This is a genomic window from Bacillota bacterium (genome assembly GCA_023511485.1).
Classification (GTDB): Bacteria; Actinomycetota; Aquicultoria; order Aquicultorales; family Aquicultoraceae; genus CADDYS01.
In genome coordinates this window covers 1-18822 of the sequence record JAIMBH010000002.1, presented here as the reverse complement: position 1 = coordinate 18822, position 18822 = coordinate 1, and the positions used below count along the sequence as shown (strand labels likewise).

20 protein-coding genes and 1 CRISPR repeat array are annotated in these 18822 nt (G+C 46.4%); of the genes, 7 read left to right on the top strand and 13 right to left on the bottom strand.

Annotation, left to right across the window (positions count from 1 at the left end; genetic code table 11):
• Nucleotides 1–41 precede the first annotated feature (41 nt).
• The 4 genes from K6T91_00995 to K6T91_00980 all read right to left on the bottom strand — a co-directional run bounded on the left by K6T91_00995 (nt 42) and on the right by K6T91_00980 (nt 4828).
• Entirely contained in the window at nt 42–506 is a 465-nt protein-coding gene (locus tag K6T91_00995; protein MCL6471379.1) for an RDD family protein, read from the bottom strand.
• A complete protein-coding gene (locus K6T91_00990; GenBank protein MCL6471378.1) occupies nt 496–2064 on the bottom strand; it encodes a hydantoinase B/oxoprolinase family protein in 1569 nt (522 codons plus the stop codon). Before K6T91_00990 ends, K6T91_00995 begins: the two co-directional genes overlap by 11 nt.
• Nucleotides 2065–2137: 73 nt before the next feature.
• A complete protein-coding gene (locus tag K6T91_00985; protein ID MCL6471377.1) occupies nt 2138–4195 on the bottom strand; it encodes a hydantoinase/oxoprolinase family protein in 2058 nt (685 codons plus the stop codon).
• Nucleotides 4196–4291: 96 nt separating this feature from the next.
• The gene (locus K6T91_00980) at nt 4292–4828 is read right to left on the bottom strand and encodes a DJ-1/PfpI family protein (GenBank protein MCL6471376.1); all 537 of its coding nucleotides are present in this window, start codon (nt 4826–4828) and stop codon (nt 4292–4294) included.
• A gap of 120 nt (nt 4829–4948) precedes the next feature.
• On the opposite strand from K6T91_00980, the gene K6T91_00975 reads away from it, so the two are divergent.
• On the top strand, nt 4949–5680 hold the full coding sequence (locus tag K6T91_00975; protein ID MCL6471375.1) for a thermonuclease family protein: 732 nt from the start codon (nt 4949–4951) through the stop codon (nt 5678–5680).
• 170 nt (nt 5681–5850) lie between these two features.
• Here the strand turns inward: K6T91_00975 and K6T91_00970 are convergent, their stop codons facing one another.
• The 5 genes from K6T91_00970 to K6T91_00950 all read right to left on the bottom strand — a co-directional run bounded on the left by K6T91_00970 (nt 5851) and on the right by K6T91_00950 (nt 10132).
• Nucleotides 5851–6063, bottom strand: coding sequence for a hypothetical protein (locus K6T91_00970; GenBank protein MCL6471374.1), 213 nt, complete (start codon nt 6061–6063; stop codon nt 5851–5853).
• Between the two features lie 66 nt (nt 6064–6129).
• Nucleotides 6130–6600: a hypothetical protein gene (locus K6T91_00965; GenBank protein ID MCL6471373.1), complete on the bottom strand. Its 471-nt coding sequence runs from the start codon at nt 6598–6600 to the stop codon at nt 6130–6132.
• A gap of 48 nt (nt 6601–6648) precedes the next feature.
• Entirely contained in the window at nt 6649–7872 is a 1224-nt protein-coding gene (locus K6T91_00960; GenBank protein ID MCL6471372.1) for an ABC transporter permease, read from the bottom strand.
• A 5-nt stretch (nt 7873–7877) separates the two neighbouring features.
• Nucleotides 7878–8585, bottom strand: a complete 708-nt coding sequence (locus K6T91_00955) for an ABC transporter ATP-binding protein (GenBank protein ID MCL6471371.1) — start codon at nt 8583–8585, stop codon at nt 7878–7880.
• Nucleotides 8586–8617: 32 nt separating this feature from the next.
• Nucleotides 8618–10132 (bottom strand): HlyD family efflux transporter periplasmic adaptor subunit, encoded by a 1515-nt coding sequence (locus K6T91_00950; protein MCL6471370.1) that lies wholly within the window; start codon nt 10130–10132, stop codon nt 8618–8620.
• A gap of 306 nt (nt 10133–10438) precedes the next feature.
• On the opposite strand from K6T91_00950, the gene K6T91_00945 reads away from it, so the two are divergent.
• Both K6T91_00945 and K6T91_00940 read left to right on the top strand, forming a co-directional pair.
• Nucleotides 10439–11104, top strand: coding sequence for a HEAT repeat domain-containing protein (locus K6T91_00945; GenBank protein ID MCL6471369.1), 666 nt, complete (start codon nt 10439–10441; stop codon nt 11102–11104).
• A gap of 134 nt (nt 11105–11238) precedes the next feature.
• Nucleotides 11239–11919: a HEAT repeat domain-containing protein gene (locus K6T91_00940; GenBank protein MCL6471368.1), complete on the top strand. Its 681-nt coding sequence runs from the start codon at nt 11239–11241 to the stop codon at nt 11917–11919.
• A gap of 64 nt (nt 11920–11983) precedes the next feature.
• Here K6T91_00940 and K6T91_00935 read toward each other — a convergent pair whose 3' ends face one another.
• On the bottom strand, nt 11984–12373 hold the full coding sequence (locus tag K6T91_00935) for a DUF302 domain-containing protein (GenBank protein MCL6471367.1): 390 nt from the start codon (nt 12371–12373) through the stop codon (nt 11984–11986).
• Nucleotides 12374–12643: 270 nt separating this feature from the next.
• On the opposite strand from K6T91_00935, the gene K6T91_00930 reads away from it, so the two are divergent.
• Nucleotides 12644–12829, top strand: a complete 186-nt coding sequence (locus K6T91_00930) for a hypothetical protein (GenBank protein MCL6471366.1) — start codon at nt 12644–12646, stop codon at nt 12827–12829.
• Between the two features lie 183 nt (nt 12830–13012).
• Here the strand turns inward: K6T91_00930 and K6T91_00925 are convergent, their stop codons facing one another.
• On the bottom strand, nt 13013–13696 hold the full coding sequence (locus K6T91_00925) for a dienelactone hydrolase family protein (GenBank protein MCL6471365.1): 684 nt from the start codon (nt 13694–13696) through the stop codon (nt 13013–13015).
• A gap of 256 nt (nt 13697–13952) precedes the next feature.
• On the opposite strand from K6T91_00925, the gene K6T91_00920 reads away from it, so the two are divergent.
• A complete protein-coding gene (locus K6T91_00920; protein MCL6471364.1) occupies nt 13953–14522 on the top strand; it encodes an isoprenylcysteine carboxylmethyltransferase family protein in 570 nt (189 codons plus the stop codon).
• A gap of 128 nt (nt 14523–14650) precedes the next feature.
• Here K6T91_00920 and K6T91_00915 read toward each other — a convergent pair whose 3' ends face one another.
• Nucleotides 14651–15130, bottom strand: a complete 480-nt coding sequence (locus K6T91_00915) for a DUF4829 domain-containing protein (GenBank protein ID MCL6471363.1) — start codon at nt 15128–15130, stop codon at nt 14651–14653.
• Nucleotides 15131–15712: 582 nt separating this feature from the next.
• Between K6T91_00915 and K6T91_00910 the strand changes: the two genes are divergently transcribed.
• A complete protein-coding gene (locus tag K6T91_00910) occupies nt 15713–15991 on the top strand; it encodes an AbrB/MazE/SpoVT family DNA-binding domain-containing protein (GenBank protein ID MCL6471362.1) in 279 nt (92 codons plus the stop codon).
• Between the two features lie 32 nt (nt 15992–16023).
• Nucleotides 16024–16872, top strand: a complete 849-nt coding sequence (locus tag K6T91_00905; GenBank protein MCL6471361.1) for an arsenite methyltransferase — start codon at nt 16024–16026, stop codon at nt 16870–16872.
• A gap of 639 nt (nt 16873–17511) precedes the next feature.
• Here the strand turns inward: K6T91_00905 and K6T91_00900 are convergent.
• Nucleotides 17512–17760, bottom strand: a complete 249-nt coding sequence (locus K6T91_00900; GenBank protein ID MCL6471360.1) for a hypothetical protein — start codon at nt 17758–17760, stop codon at nt 17512–17514.
• Between the two features lie 298 nt (nt 17761–18058).
• Nucleotides 18059–18822: direct repeats of the CRISPR family, unit length 32 nt; unit sequence GTTTCAATCCACGCCCCTGCACGAGGGGCGAC.

Here is an 18822-nt window from a genome sequence, read left to right as displayed (position 1 = left end):
TGAGGCTTAGATGCTCTATAAAGCAAGTATTTGTAGCTTAACTAACCGATTGATTCCTCGGTTTGTTTGACTAATCTGAAGGCAGCAGTCCCGGCAATCCTATCGTGGACCGAAAGATGAGCATCATCAGTTAGCATCCTGAGTAGATTAAAGGCAGAAAGTAGAAGCGTGATAAGATATATAAATTCTCTGTTTATAACCCATAAACCAAAGAGTAGCTTCGCCCATGGCCTAAGAAACGATTGGGCAAGAGACGGTCTTTCATGGGTAGAAAGATCTACAATCCTTATCCCCAAAATGAGCTTTCCCAGTGTCCATCCGCAAAAGTAGATAAAAAGGGCCTCGTATGCAACCAGAGCAGCAATAACAATAAATGCCTGGATATTTATCAGCCCTGGGAAAACGTTTGGGTGAAGGATTGTCTGGCTAAGTAATACGACCACCAGCAGTCCATCTATAAACGAAGCTGTAATTCGCCGGGCCGGACTTGCAAGGTTACTCTCCATAACCACCTCCACCTGGAGTTTCAATCGTTATGATATCCCCGCTCTTAACATCAAACGATACCTTACTGGGCAGAACAATTTCTTTACCATCGCAGATCAAAACGTTGCGCCCTGGCATGCCGGGTCTGCCGCCGGCCAAACCGTAAGGCGCGTGCACCCGTCTATCCGATAGAATAGAAACCGTACTGTCTTCGAGAAATTCAAGGGAACGGATAATACCGTCGCCGCCCCTGAACTTTCCCTCGCCCCCAGATCCACGGCGCAAGCAGTATCTTAATACCCTTACCGGATAAGCAAGCTCAAGTGCCTCGATCGGGGTGTTGAGCGTGTTAGTCATATGCGTGTGCACCCCGCTTAAACCGATTTTACCCGGATATGCGCCCATCCCGCCACCTATTGTTTCGTAATAAGTGCGCTCAACTCCGTCTGCACCGGTAAACCCAAAGGAGAGGTTGTTCATAGTTCCCTGGCTGGCGGCAGGGATTTTGCCAGGCATTGCTTGAGCAAGTGCGCCAAGCAGCACATCAACGATACGCTGAGACGTCTCAACATTTCCGGCCGCAACTCCAGCCGGGTAAGCCGCGCCTACCAGAGTGCCTTTTGGGGGCCTTACTGTAAGCGGCAGGAATGTTCCGCCATTTACCGGCACTCCATCGGGCAGCAGGCAGCGGAATACATAATAGACCGCACTAAGTGTTACCGCAAAAGGTGCGTTTACGCAGCTCTCAACTTGTCCGTCGGTATCCGAAAAGTCGATTGTTGCCCAGCTACCACTGATCGTTATTGTTACAGTAATCTTCAGTGGTTTGCTATCAAATCCATCATTGTCCAAGTAATCGGTAAATGAATAGGAGCCATCTGGAATGGACTCGATAAGTCTTTCGGTATGAAGGCGTGTATAGGTTATCAAATTGTTTATTTGTTTGTTTATCTCATCGAGCCCATAATCGCGGATCAGTTCTATAAAGCGGCTCTTGCCGATCTCGTTGGCTGCAAGTTGGGCTTTTAAATCCCCAAGCCGCTCTTTAGGATTTCTTACCTTCTTAAGAATCGAGTCGATGAGCTCTTCGTCCATCCTGCCGGCATCGACCAATTTAAGCGGGGGAATACGCACTCCCTCCTCGTTAATTGTGCGACTCAGACCCATCGAGCCAGGAAAACGGCTCCCTATATCAGCGTGATGCGCTCTACTTACCGCAAAGCCAGCTAATTTCGAGTCGAAGAAAACAGGAGATATGAGGGTGACATCCGGCAGGTGTGTTCCGCCGGTAAATGGATCGTTTAGTATGATAACGTCGCCAGGCTCAAAGTCATAGCTCCTGGCTGCCGCAAAAAGGCTCAAAGGCATAGCCCCAAGGTGAACAGGAATATGCGAGCCTTCCGCAATCAAGTTTAAATCTTTGTCAAAAATTGCGCAGGAAAAATCGCGCCTCTCCTTTATGTTGGCCGAATAGGCGGTCCGCCCAAGAACAACACCCATCTCTTCGGCTATTGAGGCAAAGAGATTTCCAAACACCTGTATGGTTATGGGGTCGATCTTTAATGGTTCATGGTTCATAGTTCGTCGTCTTCAACATGCCAACACACAATAGTTATTCGGCGCTGCAGTTACCGGTTTCCCGGTAATAAACTCATTCTAGACCCTCATTCTGCAGTGCTGCAACACCAGTGACTGCAGCACTATAATTAGCTTTCTGCAGCACCAGATTACCGAATTCATCAACCACCCCGTTCCAGTTGGGCGGAATTACGGTGGTTGTGTCGAGCTGGAAGATAAGGGCCGGGCCGTTTATTGTATCACCGGCAAGCAGGTCTTCGCGTATGTAACAGGCTGCTTCATGCCAGCCATTGAAGAATACTTGCGTTTTTGTACTTGGCTTCGCCGGGCCAGTTGACTTTTCCACGGCAGTCTCAACCGGTTTTTGCCGAATCCCAATGGCCCTTAGCCTTGCAGCCACTACTTCGATTTCCTCGTCTGGACTTGCATGCCCGTATTTTTGTGCATGCATTTTATGAAATGCCGCAGCATAATCACTGCTAAAGCTAGCAATTGGCACGGTTAATTCAAAGGATTGACCGGTATATCTTAAATCCAGAAACATCTCAAGCGCTATTGAATCCTGACTAAAACCCTCAGCGGCAAGTTCTTGCCGTGCCCGGCTAATCAGGGGTGAGAATCTTTCCTCTATTGCTGATGAAGTGATGTCTTTTTTGCGCATGAGGACCGACTTTGAGTAATCTTTTACAACATCTGAAACGGTCATGCCAAGAGCAGAGAAAACCCCGGGTATTTGCGGGATGATAACCCTTGGAATAAGCACGGCCTCGGCAAGCTCACAAGCATGCATCGGTCCGGCACCCCCAAAGGCAACTAGGGCAAAGCCCCGCGGGTCGTATCCACGCTCAACCGATATCTTTCGTATCGCCTTTTGCATATTGGATATCGCAATGCGGACAATCCCATCGGCCGTAGATGTTATGTCGAGTCCCAGCTGTTTGGCAAGCTTCAACACAGCCCGCTCGGCACGGGCAGTATCGAGATTCTGCCTACCACCCAAAAAGTGCTTTGGATGTAACCGGCCAAGAATAAGGTTGGCATCAGTGATTGTCGGCTCCTCTCCTTTGCCGTAAGCCGCAGGGCCCGGATTCGAGCCTGCACTCTGCGGGCCGACCCGAAGCGCGCCCCCAGCATCAACCCAGCCGATAGAACCACCCCCCGCACCAACTGTATGTACATCAACCATCGGGGTTTTGATGGGTAAACCGTCCAGGCTAAACTCGGTCGTAAATTGAACGCTGCCATCGATTAGGCTTACATCTGTTGACGTTCCTCCCATATCAAACGAAATGAGTTTTTCAATTCCGGTTTGCTTGCCTAGCTGTTCAGCGGCAACAGCCCCACCAGCCGGACCCGATAAAACAGTTTGTACAGCCTGCCTTGCAGCAGACAATGCGGATGTCAGCCCTCCGTTTGATTGCATAATCCGCAAGTTTTTTGATAGTCCGTCCCCTACGCCAGAAGACAACTTATCCAGATAGTTTGCAACTAACGGCGTTACGAAAGCGTTAATGACTGTTGTCGAGAGCCGCTCGTACTCACGATACTCGGGAAGGATTTTATGCGACGCCGAGACAAAGAATCCCTCGTCAAAAAGAAGCTTTTCTATAACCTGCTCATGAGTTGGGTTAAGAAAAGAAAATAGTAAGCAAATGGCAACGGCTTCGATACCCCTGCTTCTAAGCTCTTTTGGAAGTAAACCAAGCGATGAGGTATCAAGTGGCTTGATAACCTCCCCGCAAGAGCCAATCCGCTCAGATATACCAAACCGGCAGCTTTCCGGAACAAGAGGCTCTGGCTTATCTCCCCAAAAACGGTAAATAAAAGGACGGTTTTGACGCCCTATCTCGATGAGGTCTTCAAATCCCCCGGTTGTAACCAACGCAACTTTAGCGCCTTTTCTCTCTAGCAGGGCATTTGTCGCAATAGTCGAGCCATGAATTATATCGACAGCACTGTTACCACCAGCGCTACCCAAGATGCCCAGCTCCCGTAAACCATTGATAACACCGAGCTCAGGTTGCGGGTGGGTCGATAGAACTTTATGGATAATGCGCTGGCCGTCTTTCCAGAGAACAAAGTCAGTAAACGTCCCGCCGACATCTATGCCAACAACTGTACTTGCATTAATACTCTATCATCCCTTAGCTAAAAATTTATTCTGCTTGTTGTTGACTATTTTACTGATAGTTGGGATAAACAGCAAAGCGAGGACTACTGGCAATGGCTATGCAGCCGATCGCAATCTTATCTCTTCGACCAGCACTCTACAAAATGCAGATAAATCCTCAAGTATGCGGCCTGTGACAAGGTTTCCGTCAACCCAGGCGGGTTCGTTCTCGTACCGTGCTCCATGCGTTTCAAGTTCATAACGCGCTTCAGGGGAGCCTGTCATCGAGTGATTTTCTGCTATGCCGGCATCTACAAAATAGCGAACGCTTGTGTCGATTGCTGCCAATATCGTACCCGCATCATGTTCACGCCTTATTAATTCTAGAAAGTCCTGATCGGTTCTTAAATCATCATCAACTGAGCCATCACTTAAGACGATGGCATTGAAGCGAAAATCTGGGATATGTTCTATATCGATATCCGGCCTTATAAGCTCATTGCCCTTGTTGTCGATAAGCTCCTTATCATTTTTCGAGGCTGCAACAGCAACATTAATGCCGGCGCTGCTCAGGCAATCCTTAATACCGTGAAACACATCGGAATCAAAATTATCGCCCAGGATAATTATCACTCGCTGCTCGGCTGTACTCATATACCATCACCATCCCTCCAATAAAAGAAATGTTCCCTGGGCCATATGGTGGTAAACTGATAGAATAAATAATCAATAAAGAGGTTTTATCTAAGTTTTATCTAAGGGACGGCTTATGTTATGTATACACACCTTAATAAATCGAAGGCTTACTCTTTATCCATAAAGATAATCGCTCTGGCTTTGATGCTAATCATACCTTATTCCATTGCGAGCTGCCAAAATGCCGCTAAGGATGGCAAATCAGACCTGGCGATGGTTACCCGAGTAGTCGATGGAGACACTATAGTTGTTCGTTTAAATGGTAAAGATTATAAGGTAAGATTTATCGGCATAAATACACCCGAGCGAGGAAGACCGTACTATCTGGAAGCAACCGAAAAGACAAAAGAGCTATGCCTGGGAAAACAAGTGCGCCTTGAAAAGGATGTTAGCGAGATAGATAAATACGGCAGGCTCTTAAGGTATGTCTATGTTGGCGATACATTTGTTAACGCCGAGCTGGTAAAGCAGGGATATGCGCAGCAGTTCACCCTACCGCCAGACGTAAAATATGCAGACCTGTTCAGAAAGCTTGCATCTGAGGCGCGAGAAAGGCAGGTTGGCCTCTGGTCACCAAGCCTGACCAGCCCCCCAGCACCTAGCAACGCAGATAAATCCGATAAATCCGACATGGCAACCGAAATTAATGAAATAGGTGCAAGGTTTGTTGGGAACTTAAACTCTAAAGTTTATCATCGCCCAAGCTGCCCGTATGCTAAGAAAATTTCGTCAAATAACGTCATAAACTTCGCCACAGCAGAAGCTGCAAAGAACCAGGGCTATAGGCCTTGCAAAACATGCAATCCATAAGATAAGCATCTGAAGCGTTGTCTAGAGGTAAAAAGTCAGGAGCAAGAATCAAAAGAAAAATAAAGGATATGGGTGTGCAGCAAGTGCAAGAATTAAGGGCGGAACCAAGTTCCGCCCTTGTATAACTAATTTTACATAAACATCAATTCACCGACTCACCGGTTCACCGATTAGTAGTGATAAGCAAGCTTTTTGTCGCGTCCCAGCATTTCGTTAATTTCATCCATCCGCATAGTAACTTCTATCAAATCCTGCTTTGCCTGCCAAACCTCGGCCGTTACGCACAACCCGGTGCATTCGCTATTACAGCGAAGCTTTCCCTTTAACTTGACAGCTTTTTCCTCTAACTCTTTATATTCCTCAAGCAGTTTCCCTGCATCCATTTAATTCGCCTCCAGGCATTATGTTCTATTCCTAGTATAACACAATACCTAGCATATTGGTAGGAATTATTGTCTTCTATTTGTATCAGGCATCCCAAACCTGCCACCAATCGAAACAATGTTTGCGGTAATGCTGCCATCCGAATTCTCAGTGCCCGCAGCAAATACCCGTTCACCTTTTTTTAAATCGCTTCTGTTTCCAGTTGAAGCCTTGCTTATTTCGGTTTTGTCTGAGAGCATCACTATCTTGGTGCTACCGTCGGCTAACTTTACAGTAATACTTTTATCATCCTGACTGATAATCTCACCGGAAACTGGCCTTCCACCCTGGCCAAAGAACCTGCGGTTTCCATTAGCATTACCACCGGCGCCTCCCTGGCCATCCGCACCTGCACGCCCCATCATACCGGGCCACCTGCCATCTGAGGTGCCAAATGCTGGCGTTTGCGCTTTCTGGTACGCCATACCTCCGTAAAAACCACCCCCGCCAAACACCATGGCAACTGCGACAATTGTCGCGACAATCTTTGCATTCATTATAATGCCACCTCCGACTAATATTGATTAATGCTTTATAAAGACGACTTATTCAAAACGAAGTGCCTCAATAGGTGACAACCTGGCCGCCTTCTGCGCCGGGTATAAACCAAAAACAATCCCTATTGTACCTGAGACACCCAGCGCTAAAAATACAGATGACACCGAGAGTGTAAACGGCAGGCTGATAAGTTTGGATATAATAAATGATAGCAATATCCCCAAAACCATCCCTAGAATACCGCCGACAACAGTAAGAATTATCGCTTCAACCAAAAATTGTGTGGTGATATCCTTTTTCCTTGCACCAAGCGATTTGCGAAGCCCGACCTCCCGCGTCCGCTCGATTACGGTTACGAGCATTATGTTCATAATGCCGATGCCACCGACAAGAAGGGATATCATAGCAATGCCTGAAAGTAACATTGTAAATGTTCCGGTAACCTGCGAAGCGGCGCCAAGGATATCTTCTTGTGACATTATCGAAAAGTCCGCCTGCGCCGGGCTTGATAGCTTGTGGCGTGCCAGCAGCAAATAGCCTACCTCATCCCTTGCCTGGCTCATTGCCTGCTCGCTCTTTGCAGCTATTGAGATCGAGCCCACGTAATCAACACCAAAAAGAAGCTTTTGCGCCGTAGTTAGCGGCACAAAAATGATATCATCCTGGTTCATGAAGCCGCTTCCGCCTTTTGAGACGGTCACACCTATAATCCTGAAAGACATACCGTTGATTCTTACTGATTGGCCAATCGGATTTGCGCCTTCACCAAAGAGGTCGGTTACAACTTGCGGACCTAAAACAGCAACCCTGCCCATGCCATCAAGATCCTGCTGCGAAATGAACCTTCCCGAGGACACTGTAAGTTTTCTCACTTCGACATAAGCTGGTGTTGACCCCAAGATTTGTGTGTTCGTGTTGTTGCCTCCAGCAACAACCTGGGCTCTACGCGATAACTCTGGCGATACATTCGCAACTGTTGTGACTTGAGGGGATGTCATAATTGCCTTGGCATCTTCAAGAGTAAGACTTGTTCCACCGCCCGATGCCCCACGAACGCCGCCGCTTGACTGGGCCCCCGGCATAACCGTAAGCAAATTTGAACCAAGCGACTGTATCTGCGATTGAACTGCTAACTGGCTTGCTTGGCCAAGTGACACGAGGGCTATGACCGCACCGATACCGATAACAATACCAAGAGTCGCAAGAGCCGTGCGCATTTTATTTAACATCAACGCCTCAAAGGCGGTCGATAAAATCTCGGAAAATTCCATAGGCGTTACTCATCCTCTCTTTTCGCCCTGCGACGCTTATGGTTGGTGCTATCCTCTATGATCTCACCGTCTCGAAGATAGATAATCCGCCTTGCGTGCTCAGCAATAGGGGGCTCATGTGTGATCACGATAACAGTATGTCCCCTCTCGCTTAACTCCTGAAATATAGCAATGATCTCTTCACTCTGGGCGGTAGCTAGATTACCAGTCGGCTCATCCGCCAGGATAATCGCCGGATTCATAGCAAGTGCACGGGCAATCGCTACCCGCTGCTGCTGACCGCCGGAGAGCTGGTTCGAGGTGTGGTTTATGCGGTCTCCAAGACCAACCATCCTAAGCAGACTTGTTGCCCGCATAATACGTTCTTCTTTTGGTATCCTGGCATACATCATTGGAAGCATTACATTTTTTAGCGCCGTTGTTCTTGGAAGAAGATTATATGATTGAAAAACAAAGCCGATTTTTCTGTTCCGGGTTACAGCCAGCTCGTCGTCAGATAACTGGCTGACTTCCCTGTTGTCCAGGATATATGTCCCGGATGTTGGAGTATCAAGCGCCCCAAGTATATGCATCAGCGTCGATTTGCCGCTCCCAGAGGGCCCCATAATTGCCACAAACTCGCCCTTCTCGATCTTGAAAGAGACGTTGGAAAGCGCAACTGTCTCAACCGAACCGTTGCGATATATCTTAGAAAGATTGCTTACCTTGATCATTGCCTGCTGCTCCTTATGCCGGATGCGTGGCTCTAGCGGCCGCCAAATCCTCCCGGGCGCATACCCCCACCGCCAAAGCTGCCGCCAAAACCCCTGCCGCCAAAACCGGTACTAAACGGTGAAGAACCGCTGCTAGTTTGCTGGCTTGCAGTCGATACCGTACCCAAGACTATCTCATCGCCTTCCGACAAGCCAGAGACAACCTCAATCTGACTATCAGATAATAGCCCAAGCTCGACCGGTACCTGCTGCGTCTTGCCGTTCTTTAAAACAGTGACGAACGATTGGTTGCCAATTGTCTGCGCAGATCCGGATGGAATAAGCAGCACATCATCCTTAGTTTCCGTAATAATGCTTGCATTAGTTGCCATGTTGGGCAGAATATCATCAGATGTCGTATCAAACTGTATGGTAACCGGGTATGTCGTCACGCCTGAAGAAACCGTACCGCTTTTATCGATACTTATGACTTTGCCGGTAAACGTTTTGTTGGGTAGCGCATCAAGCGTAATGGTAGCCTTCTGCCCTGTCTTTACTTTAACGATGTCAATCTCAGATAAGTTAAACGTTGCAATAGGAGTGCCTTCCCTGACAATTGTTGCCACCTTTTGACTGCTGGTAGATATACCGGATACGCCGTTGCTTCCCCCGCTGTTTGTATTTGTACTGCCACCTGCAGAGTTGCTTTGAGATGAGTTGCCCGGGCTTGACACGCTGCCACCAGAAGATGAGCCTGTTATTGCGGTACCAACCGTTACCATAAGATTGCCTACCCTGCCGTCGACTGGAGCTGTTACCGTCCCCAGTGTGGCTTGATAAGATAGCCATGCGGAATCGACATCTGCTTGTGCCTTTTCAATTGAATTGCCCGCATTTTTATAAGCCTGATTTGCTAAAGACACACCGAGCCGGGCATTTTCTATCGCGGCATCAGCGCCATCATATTTCTGCTGAGCAACAGTCACACCAATCTCTGCCGCGTTAAGCTCCAATTCTTTTTTCTGCCGCTCTAGCTCACTTGCATCAGCCGGCAAATCATTTAAAGCTTTTTGTGCCCCGGCTAGGTCGGCCCGTGCTCTCTCTAAAGCCTGCTGCAGCGAGAGCTTATTTTGCTGCGCGTTCGCAAGGTCAATATTAGCTTGCTTTATGCTCCTGCTAGCGGTGGATTTATTTTGCAGTGCCGAATCAAGTGCGCTTTTTGCACTTAGATACGCCGACCACGCTTTTGCTTTTGCAAGTCGCCCGTCCTGGTCAAGTTCGATTGTAAGAAGTTTATCGCCAGCTTTTACAATATCTCCCTCTTTTACATAAACTTCTTTGACAACTCCGGTAGCTTGAGTCGTAACATTTACGCTGTTGGTAAGACTAATCTGACCGGAGGCGTTGACCGATGAAACAATCATCCCGCGCTCGACCTTCGCTGTCCTGTATTCAGGCTGGTCGTTGGCTCCCAATATCCGATAAAACAAAAATGCGATGATTAAAGCCGGAATGGAAACAAGGATTAGTGCTCTTTTATTTGCAAGATTTGCAAGCCTTATTTTCATGCGTTTCTCCTATTTTGACTAGTAACTGAACAGTTCATAGTTATTAAAAACGCTCATCAAGATGCCTTGGGTTTATATGTTTCCATAACCATATTACTGCTGGTAATATGAAAAAGCTTGAAATAGTGTGTGAATTTTTTGTGAAGATTCGTTCAAGGCACAACCCCTGGCTAAAAGAAAGCTTAAAAGAAAGCTTAAATTTCCTATCCCGCACCCAGGTAGCATATCAACCAAACAGCATTTACTAAATTGTTGAACCCTGATATTTTGGTTAGAGGGTGCCGCAAGGCAGAAGGAGCCATTGATGTGTCTTTAAAAGAAAAGGTAAAAGAACTTCTGGATGAAGGAAATTTCGATAAGGTAGCCGAGCTTGCCAAAAACAGAAAAAGCGTCATCAGATACTTATTTTCATTTCTTTACGCCACTGACGACCTTTTGCATTGGCGAGCTGCGGAAGCTTTGGGTGTGGTCGCCGCTTACCAGGCCAAGCGATCTGGCAACGCTAGCAACGGCCCGGATGGTGAGCGAAACATACCAAGGCGGCTTGTCTGGTCATTGGCTGAGGAATCTGGAGCTACAGCATGGCCAGCAACTGAAGCGCTCGGTGCAGTAGTTGCAACTAACCCAAACCGGTTTCCCGATTTTGGCCGTATAGTTCTCTCTTTTATAGACGATCCGACTCTGCAGCGCGGCGTGCTCTGGTCGGCTAGAAAAATCGCCGAAAAACGACCCGACTTAGTCTGGAGCAGCGTACCTAAAATAATAGAGCTTCTTAAAGACCCTAACCCCACAATAAGAGGCCATGCCGCTTGGGTACTCGGGGCCACCAAAGATGCTGATGCCGCAAAACACCTCAATGCCCTTAGGGGCGATAACGCCCCGCTTTATATTTATGACTCGGGCAGACTCCGCAGCGCTACAGTCTGGGAATTGGCCGAAAAATCCATAGCCGAGCTAGAAAAAATATTTTAGACTTACGGGTTTGGGATGCAAACTCAAGGATTGTCATCAATACCTGCATGCGTTAAAGTTAATTCTCAGACACATACAGGCATATATTGCCATTTAAGTTGCAAATATGAGAATAGCACTAAGGAGAGAAGCGATTGTCGACAAAAGATATTTTAAAAGGGCTTCTGCAGAATAAAAATTTTGACGCAGTAGTTGAGCTTGCAAAAAGTGATAGAGCTGTAGTAAGGCAGCTCACATCGCTGCTTTATAACGAAGACAACCTCTTACACTGGCGGGCAGTCAATGCTTTCGGCGTTCTGGCTGCTCATCCTGAGGTATTAGATGAAAACAAAGCCCATGTTGTTATCGGACGCCTGCTTTATAATCTAGAAGATCAATCCGGCGGCAATGCATGGGGCTCAATGGAAGCCATAGGAGCTATTGTTGCAGCCCAGCCTTATAAACTTGGCAGTTTTGTGCCCAAGATGTTTGCAAAAATATCGGATAGCAGAGTATGGGTCGGGCTGCTTTGGTCAGTGCGTCAAATTGGAGAAAAGCGACCGGAGCTTTTCAAAAACTACGTATTTCACGTTTTAGGTTTGTTAAGAAATCCGCGGATTTCAGTTCGCGGACATGCAGCCTGGGCTTTAGGAGCTATCGGCGAAGCCGGCACTACTGTCTTAGAAGGCTTAGTTTTTGATGTAAGAGAGTCTCTTGAAGGATTGCTTAAAGATCACCACCGCATAAACATCTATACTGATGGAGAGCTACAGGAAAAGGCCATTAGCGATATAGCTAAGGAGGCCCTTGCCGTCCTTAAAGAACGGCAAGGGTAGTGCTGGGAAGCCAAAACTAACTATTTAGCGCTATGTTTAGCGCTATCTGCGATATTCTAACTATTTATTTAGCGCTATCTATGATTTCGATTACATCTTTTTCTACTGCCGCTGCTTCTGATTGGTCTACGTTTGGAAAGAATTGCGACATAACTGACGGTCTCATAGAACTAATCTTAACCTTGCCGTCTTCTTCCATGATATTGATCCTGCATGGCATAAAAAGAGATACATATCTGTCTTTATTTAAAAAGTGGTTGGCATGCTTACCGTTACATATTTCGACTAGTTTTACGGGTTTCTGATCGAATCCTTTTGCCGCAAGCCTCTCGCTGATGCCAATTACGTTAAAGACCGACCATCCCTTTTTTTCGACTTCGCGTAAAACCGCTACAACTGCATCATCAACGCTCTTATCGGTTTCAACAACGTATGCAAAATCTTCTAGGTTCATATATTTATCAACCCCTTAACCAATAGTAACTTTAAACGTAAGTATACCCCCCAGGGGTATTATTGTCAAATATAAATTTACGTTTAATTATAAGATACGTTATAGCTAAATCATAGCCCCTAGGGTATAGCACATCGACCTCATATTTCTCTAAAAACCCCAGGTGTCTGCTAGCAAGTGCCTTATAAGTGCACGTCCACCGTGCAGGCAATTATTCAGTTAGGCTTGGTAATTTCTGGGTATATATACTATAGCAAGGAGGTGAGGATAATGGCAGCAAGGACAAATGCTCCAATGTGGACCATTATCTATGCGGTACTCTTCATAGCTGTTGTTTTAGCGTTACTGCAATTATTTGGCATACTTGCGCTAACTCCTGTAACCGCAGGTATAATAAATATCTTACTTATCTTCTCGCTGATAGTGGTCGTTTTTCATCTGGTTAGATTGATATAGGCTAAGTCGCTTATATGAAGCAACTAAAGCCGGGGAAGTTAAAGCTTCCCCGGTTTGCATTCAAACCTTTCCTTTTGTCGATGAGCGCTTCTGTTGCCGAGTGCAATTCGGTCCTTTCGAATGCCAAATAAAAAGTGAATGGCCCCTATGGCTTATTAAACCTCACACTGCCTAAATGCTATTCTACTTCTGGAGTGGGATTAACCGGGATACAACCCATTCGCGAACCAGCTTTTCAACCTCACCAGCAGCCTTTTCTAAATTGTGACCGTTTTCTTGCAGAATAATAAGCTTTTTTGGTTCATGCGCCATCTCAAAGACGCGGCGCGAGTTTGAGCTTGGCAAAACCGTATCGTCAGCTCCGTGAATCAAAAGGATAGAGCAATCTGGGGATAGCTCAGATACTTCCTCCGCTCCGTAGCTTTGTGTTGCAAGCGCAACCACTACCTTAACCGATCCAGAGCGAGCCGCAGCTTGTATCACAACGGCTCCACCAAACGAATGGCCGACTAGAGCTATCCTATAGATACCTTCACTCTCAAGAAAGATAATGCCGGCCATCACATCGTAAACTGATTCTTCAATAGACGCTGGATGCCGGTAGCTAACCCATAGCGAAGCAATATTGTACTCACGCAACGCCTCGCTAAGTTTCGGGTAAAGGCCGCGGGCCGGAGTATCAAAGTCGCCACCAACTCCACCCACCCAAATTGTGCCAAGATAGGCCCCACGCACAGGATAGTAACGGCAAGATATTTCGCCGCGTCCGGTAACTAGAGTTATTGGTATATATTTATCCTCAGGTTTACCCCTTTTTATCTCACGAAGAAGAGGTGCCTTTGGCTTTAGTTCCTCCCTTTCACCCACCTTATCCCGCCTTACCGTTTGCTAAAAAGTACCGTTTACCAAAGAGCAGTTCAGGTCGAAATCTACCCTATTTTAAGAAAAGATAAAAACAGTAACCTGTCTTGACGGCTTCTTTCACAAACATGCCCAGACTATGTGCGTAGCTTTTTTGCGCCTAGACTTCCAGCGTAATAACCTTACCAACTACAGATTGCCTAAAACAGCATTTAAAATCGATAGCTTAATTAAAACCGGCGGCAAGGGGCATAAATATTGTATGGAGACCTATTTGCATATTGTCCGCTTTTTTGTTTTGGGATGTTTTTATGTAGCGATATCTTATACATTTGTCGCCTGGAAGTATGCCGCCTATTTTAAGGTACCAGAGGCACTTAGACCCCTCCTTGTCTTTATGCACTTTTTTGTTGTCGTTAGCAACATAGTCGGCTTTATCGCTTTTATTTTATTAGACATGCGAAAGCCTCCAACGGCAGCCATATCATGGACTGGACTTGCCATAGCCATATTAGGGGTTGCATTGCTATTGTGGTCAATATTTACACTTGGAGCTGCAACTTTCATCCCGCCTCCAAACGGAAAGCTTATTACAACCGGCCCTTTTAAAATCACCGCACACCCTATCTATTTTGGCGGAGCCATGGCCGCGTTCGGTCTGGCTGTGTGGAGTGCGTCCTTGCTCGCTTTAGCCTACGCCTTGGTAATTACGCTTATGCTTATCATTGTATCCCAGGTCGAAGAAAAAGGCCTTGTTGAGGAGTTTGGAAATAGTTATCTGAACTATAAGGAAAGGACTTGGCTAAGCAGGTGTTTACGCAGGTTTACGTAAATCATCTGCCCGGAGCAACTTAACCTCCATAGGAAACAAAAAATGAGGTTTTTCCCTTATTTGAACTAAAAGCATGCTTTTATGAGATCGTAATATAAGCGTTATGATTACGATATCCGAAAGATAATCTAAGGCCCAGAGCCTATGGATATGATTCGCCAAGGTGAATCCTTGGTCTCTTTTGCCACATATACAAACCTCAGCTGAATGCCATCCCCGGCACCAGATGGTTCTAGGTACCACGCACTATACTTAACAACAAACTGCAGTTCATCGTAGTTTGTATTTCTTTGATCATACAGTTTCATACGGACACCTTTACTCACATTTAAATCGTCTAGCCAGAGCACGCTTTCACGAATCACATTTGGCTTACTTAGTTCACGTCTGTAGCTATCAGAGAGGCATTTGTCTGCACCGCGCGTGTCTCCAAGAGAAATCCTCTTGTAATACGTTTTGACAAGTTCTCGAGACCCTAATTTGTTGATATCGGGCATTGGAACTAAGAGACCTGATATAACGCCCCTAAATATAAATAGGAGTGCAAGAACTAGCATAACTACAGGAAGACTTATAAGCAGCATGAAGCTTTTAGAGAGCTTGTCCAAAGTATCACCCCATCAACCTAGTGTCTCCTTGCCTCGCTTTGCGGAATATTAGGCGGTCCGTTCGAAATCGCCTTCATAATAATAAACATACTTAGTAAACATACCGAAGCACCTGCTCGAAGGCGTTGTCTTTAAGATTTCTAAAGAAGCTATGAGCTGTATTCCATGCACGCCATCCGTGGCTTGCTATTCATGAAGCCTCCTCGGGCTATGTAATTCGTACAAACGTTTTACTTATTATAGAATAGTTGGCCTGGCTATAGCCATATTAAACCAGGCCATAGCCGCATTAAACTAACGACTATTAACTTTTATAGAGCAAAGCTTATGCTGCTTAAGACCAGCCAGGCCAACCCTCCCCGTTCTATACGTTCTATAATAAGCGCAGGAATATTTCCTGCCCATAAAGCCAAACCACAATATCTGTGCTCCACAATACCTGTGCTGCTTTTCAATACGGTGAGTAGGGTAACTAAAATGGGGTTAAAATGTTTGACATATAATAAACTATGGATTATACTGATACATCAGAATAATCAGAATAATGGATTATTCTGATATCAGCAAAAGGAGATATTTATTATGGCAAGAAAAGGCGGCGATAAACATCCTAAAACCTCGGTGAGCCAAGCAGCGAGCTGTTGCAAGGTTGAGGCAATTCTTAGTGTAGATGAACGCGGTCAAATGGTACTCCCTAAGGAGATAAGAGAAAAGGTAGGTATAAAAGCTGGGGATAAACTGGCTATTGTTAGCATGGAGGGTGATAGCGGCATGTGTTGCATCACCCTTATTAAGGCCGAAGAACTCACAAACTTAGTAAAGAGCATCTTGGGACCGGCCATGAAGGACTTGCTTGGCTAATGGTAGGTTGGAGAGATTAAAGGAGAGTAAAAATGGTTGACGACATAAAAAATATCGTAAGAGAGGGTTATGGAAAAATTGCCGAGCAGGGTAGTTCCTGTTGTGGCCAGGGTAGTTCCTGTTGTCGTTCTGCCAATCTCCGGACAGATGCTGATGTTCAGAAAACCATAAGTAAAAAAATAGGTTATACCGATGAAGAGTTGGATAGAGTACCTGCGGGTGCAAACCTAGGGCTTGGTTGCGGCAATCCCGTAGCCCTTGCATCTCTAAAAGAGGGCGAAGTTGTTCTCGATCTTGGTTCTGGACCAGGGCTTGATTGCTTCCTTGCCGCAAACAAAGTTGGGGCTAAGGGAAAAGTTATCGGCATAGATATGACCCCCGAAATGATCGAAAGAGCGAAAAATAACGCTAAAAATGGTAGCTATGAGAATGTCGAGTTCAGGCTCGGCGAGATAGAAAACTTACCGGTTGCCGATAACTCCATAGACGTGATTATTTCGAATTGCGTTATCAATCTCTCGCCCGACAAAGAGAAGGTATTTCAAGAGGCCTTCAGAGTGCTGAAACCAGGCGGCAGATTTATGATCTCAGACCTCGTTTTATCCAAGGAACTCCCAAGCGCAATTACACAATCCATCGAGGCCTATATCGGTTGCATTTCCGGAGCCCTACTAAAAGAGACATTCATAGAGACAGTAAAAACAGCCGGCTTCCAAGATGTCATGATAATCGACGAGACACCCTTCCCTGTTGAGCTCATGGCAAGCGACCCAACAGTAAAATCAATCATTAACGATTTAAAGATGCCGCTTAAAGAGGTGATAAGGATCACCAATAATGCGATCTTAAGCATTAAAATTTATGGAGTTAAGCCTGTTTGAGCGACATATCTTAAAACAGATCATCCTCAGCATTATTCAGCATATGGGCTTCAATAATCAGCGTCGCTAGCGCTCTGATTGTGGCCGAATTGTATCGTAATCGGTAGACGAACCGGCCGGAATATACAATTCAGCTAAGGCCTCCTTACAGGACCTACTCACGGGGCCTCCCGTGGTGATATTGCTTTCAGTCTCCTATCTGCGGAGTTAATGATTGAAACACTGAGCCTTGGCTTGCGCCAGCTGCTGTGAGTCAAGATTCGGTTTGTTGCGTGCCCCTGTGATTGCCTTTGCTGCCGCAACCACTCCGCCTCTATTTAGCATTACCGTATCATCTACTATCTCATGATGTGGCCCAAAGAGATCGTCTTCGGTGAGCTCTGTATTAATTTATGCTTTTATGGCTGCATATACTCCCCTAACCGCCTGATTTACGCTGGGCTCTGAGTCCGCTATAGCTTTTTTAACCGCGTCCAGATTGCACTTTTGTCAACATCGCCCCAGCTTCTATCGCTAACTTTGCTATTGTCTATTTTTATACCCATTTTTCACCTGCTTTCCTGGTAAATATCCTGGTAAATAAAAAGCGCCACCTCGTTTAAAGTGGCTCTAGAAGCTCTATTATTTCGTGCGAAATAATTATGTGATCAGTTCAGCTCTCATATAACTGCTAGAATAATTATAAGGCATGTTCTTAAGAAGCAGTTCAGGATTATCGGGATAGACGCGCTCTTTCTTGCCCTCAGCTAAATTTAGAATTCCTTTTTCGAGATCTGCGCGCAAGCCCTCAGCGGCATCCCCCGATATTGTGAGCTGTCCATCCTTGATTTCAAGCTCTGCTATTATTCGTTTTTCTCCTTGCCCGTAATGATAGACTAATACCTTCATTATAAAATCCAATCACTGTATGAATCAGGAAACTTTATTTTGCCTTCACCCAGCAATGTTCCTAATCGTTCTTTAAATTATTTTAACCTATCTTGGCCAATCAAATTTTTAAGCTTTTCCCTAACGCCTGGTTTAAGCTTTGCCGTCCATCCACTATCAGTATCGATAGCTTCTCCCAGGAGTTTTAGGGCCTGTATTTCACTATTAGTTAGTTCTAAATCAAGAAAAGCTTTTGATTTACCGCTTCTGGTGTTTCAATCCTTGTTTTAATATTTGATGAGAGCATTGAGCTCGGCAGGTTTCAATCCACGCCCCTGCGCGAGGGGCGACAGGCGATACGCGGCGATAGTATCGCCGCATACCTGTTTCAATCCACGCCCCTGCACGAGGGGCGACCAGACCTGCGAAGTACAGCACTGCCGATGAACTAGTTTCAATCCACGCCCCTGCACGAGGGGCGACCCTGGTCCCTCCTTTGTTGGAGAGCGGAACCCAAGTTTCAATCCACGCCCCTGCACGAGGGGCGACTAGTAAATAATGCTGGTGAGCAGGTTGTGGACACTGTTTCAATCCACGCCCCTGCACGAGGGGCGACTAATCATCAGCTATAGGTGGATAGAGCCCAACAAGTTTCAATCCACGCCCCTGCACGAGGGGCGACACGCGCTACTAGTCTGTGTTATATTGATACGCTAGGTTTCAATCCACGCCCCTGCACGAGGGGCGACGGGATCACAAAGGAAACGTGGAGCCAGTACGCCCGTTTCAATCCACGCCCCTGCACGAGGGGCGACATGCCAAAGTACGCAACGGTTAGAGACGTTATGACGTTTCAATCCACGCCCCTGCACGAGGGGCGACTCGAGGATTACATAGTCTCCGAGCAGCTGTACACCGTTTCAATCCACGCCCCTGCACGAGGGGCGACCCCATCAAGTGTCAGGGAATAAAAACAAAACTCGTGTTTCAATCCACGCCCCTGCACGAGGGGCGACGTTCTGGTTCTGCTAACCCCCATATCATGACATTAGTTTCAATCCACGCCCCTGCACGAGGGGCGAC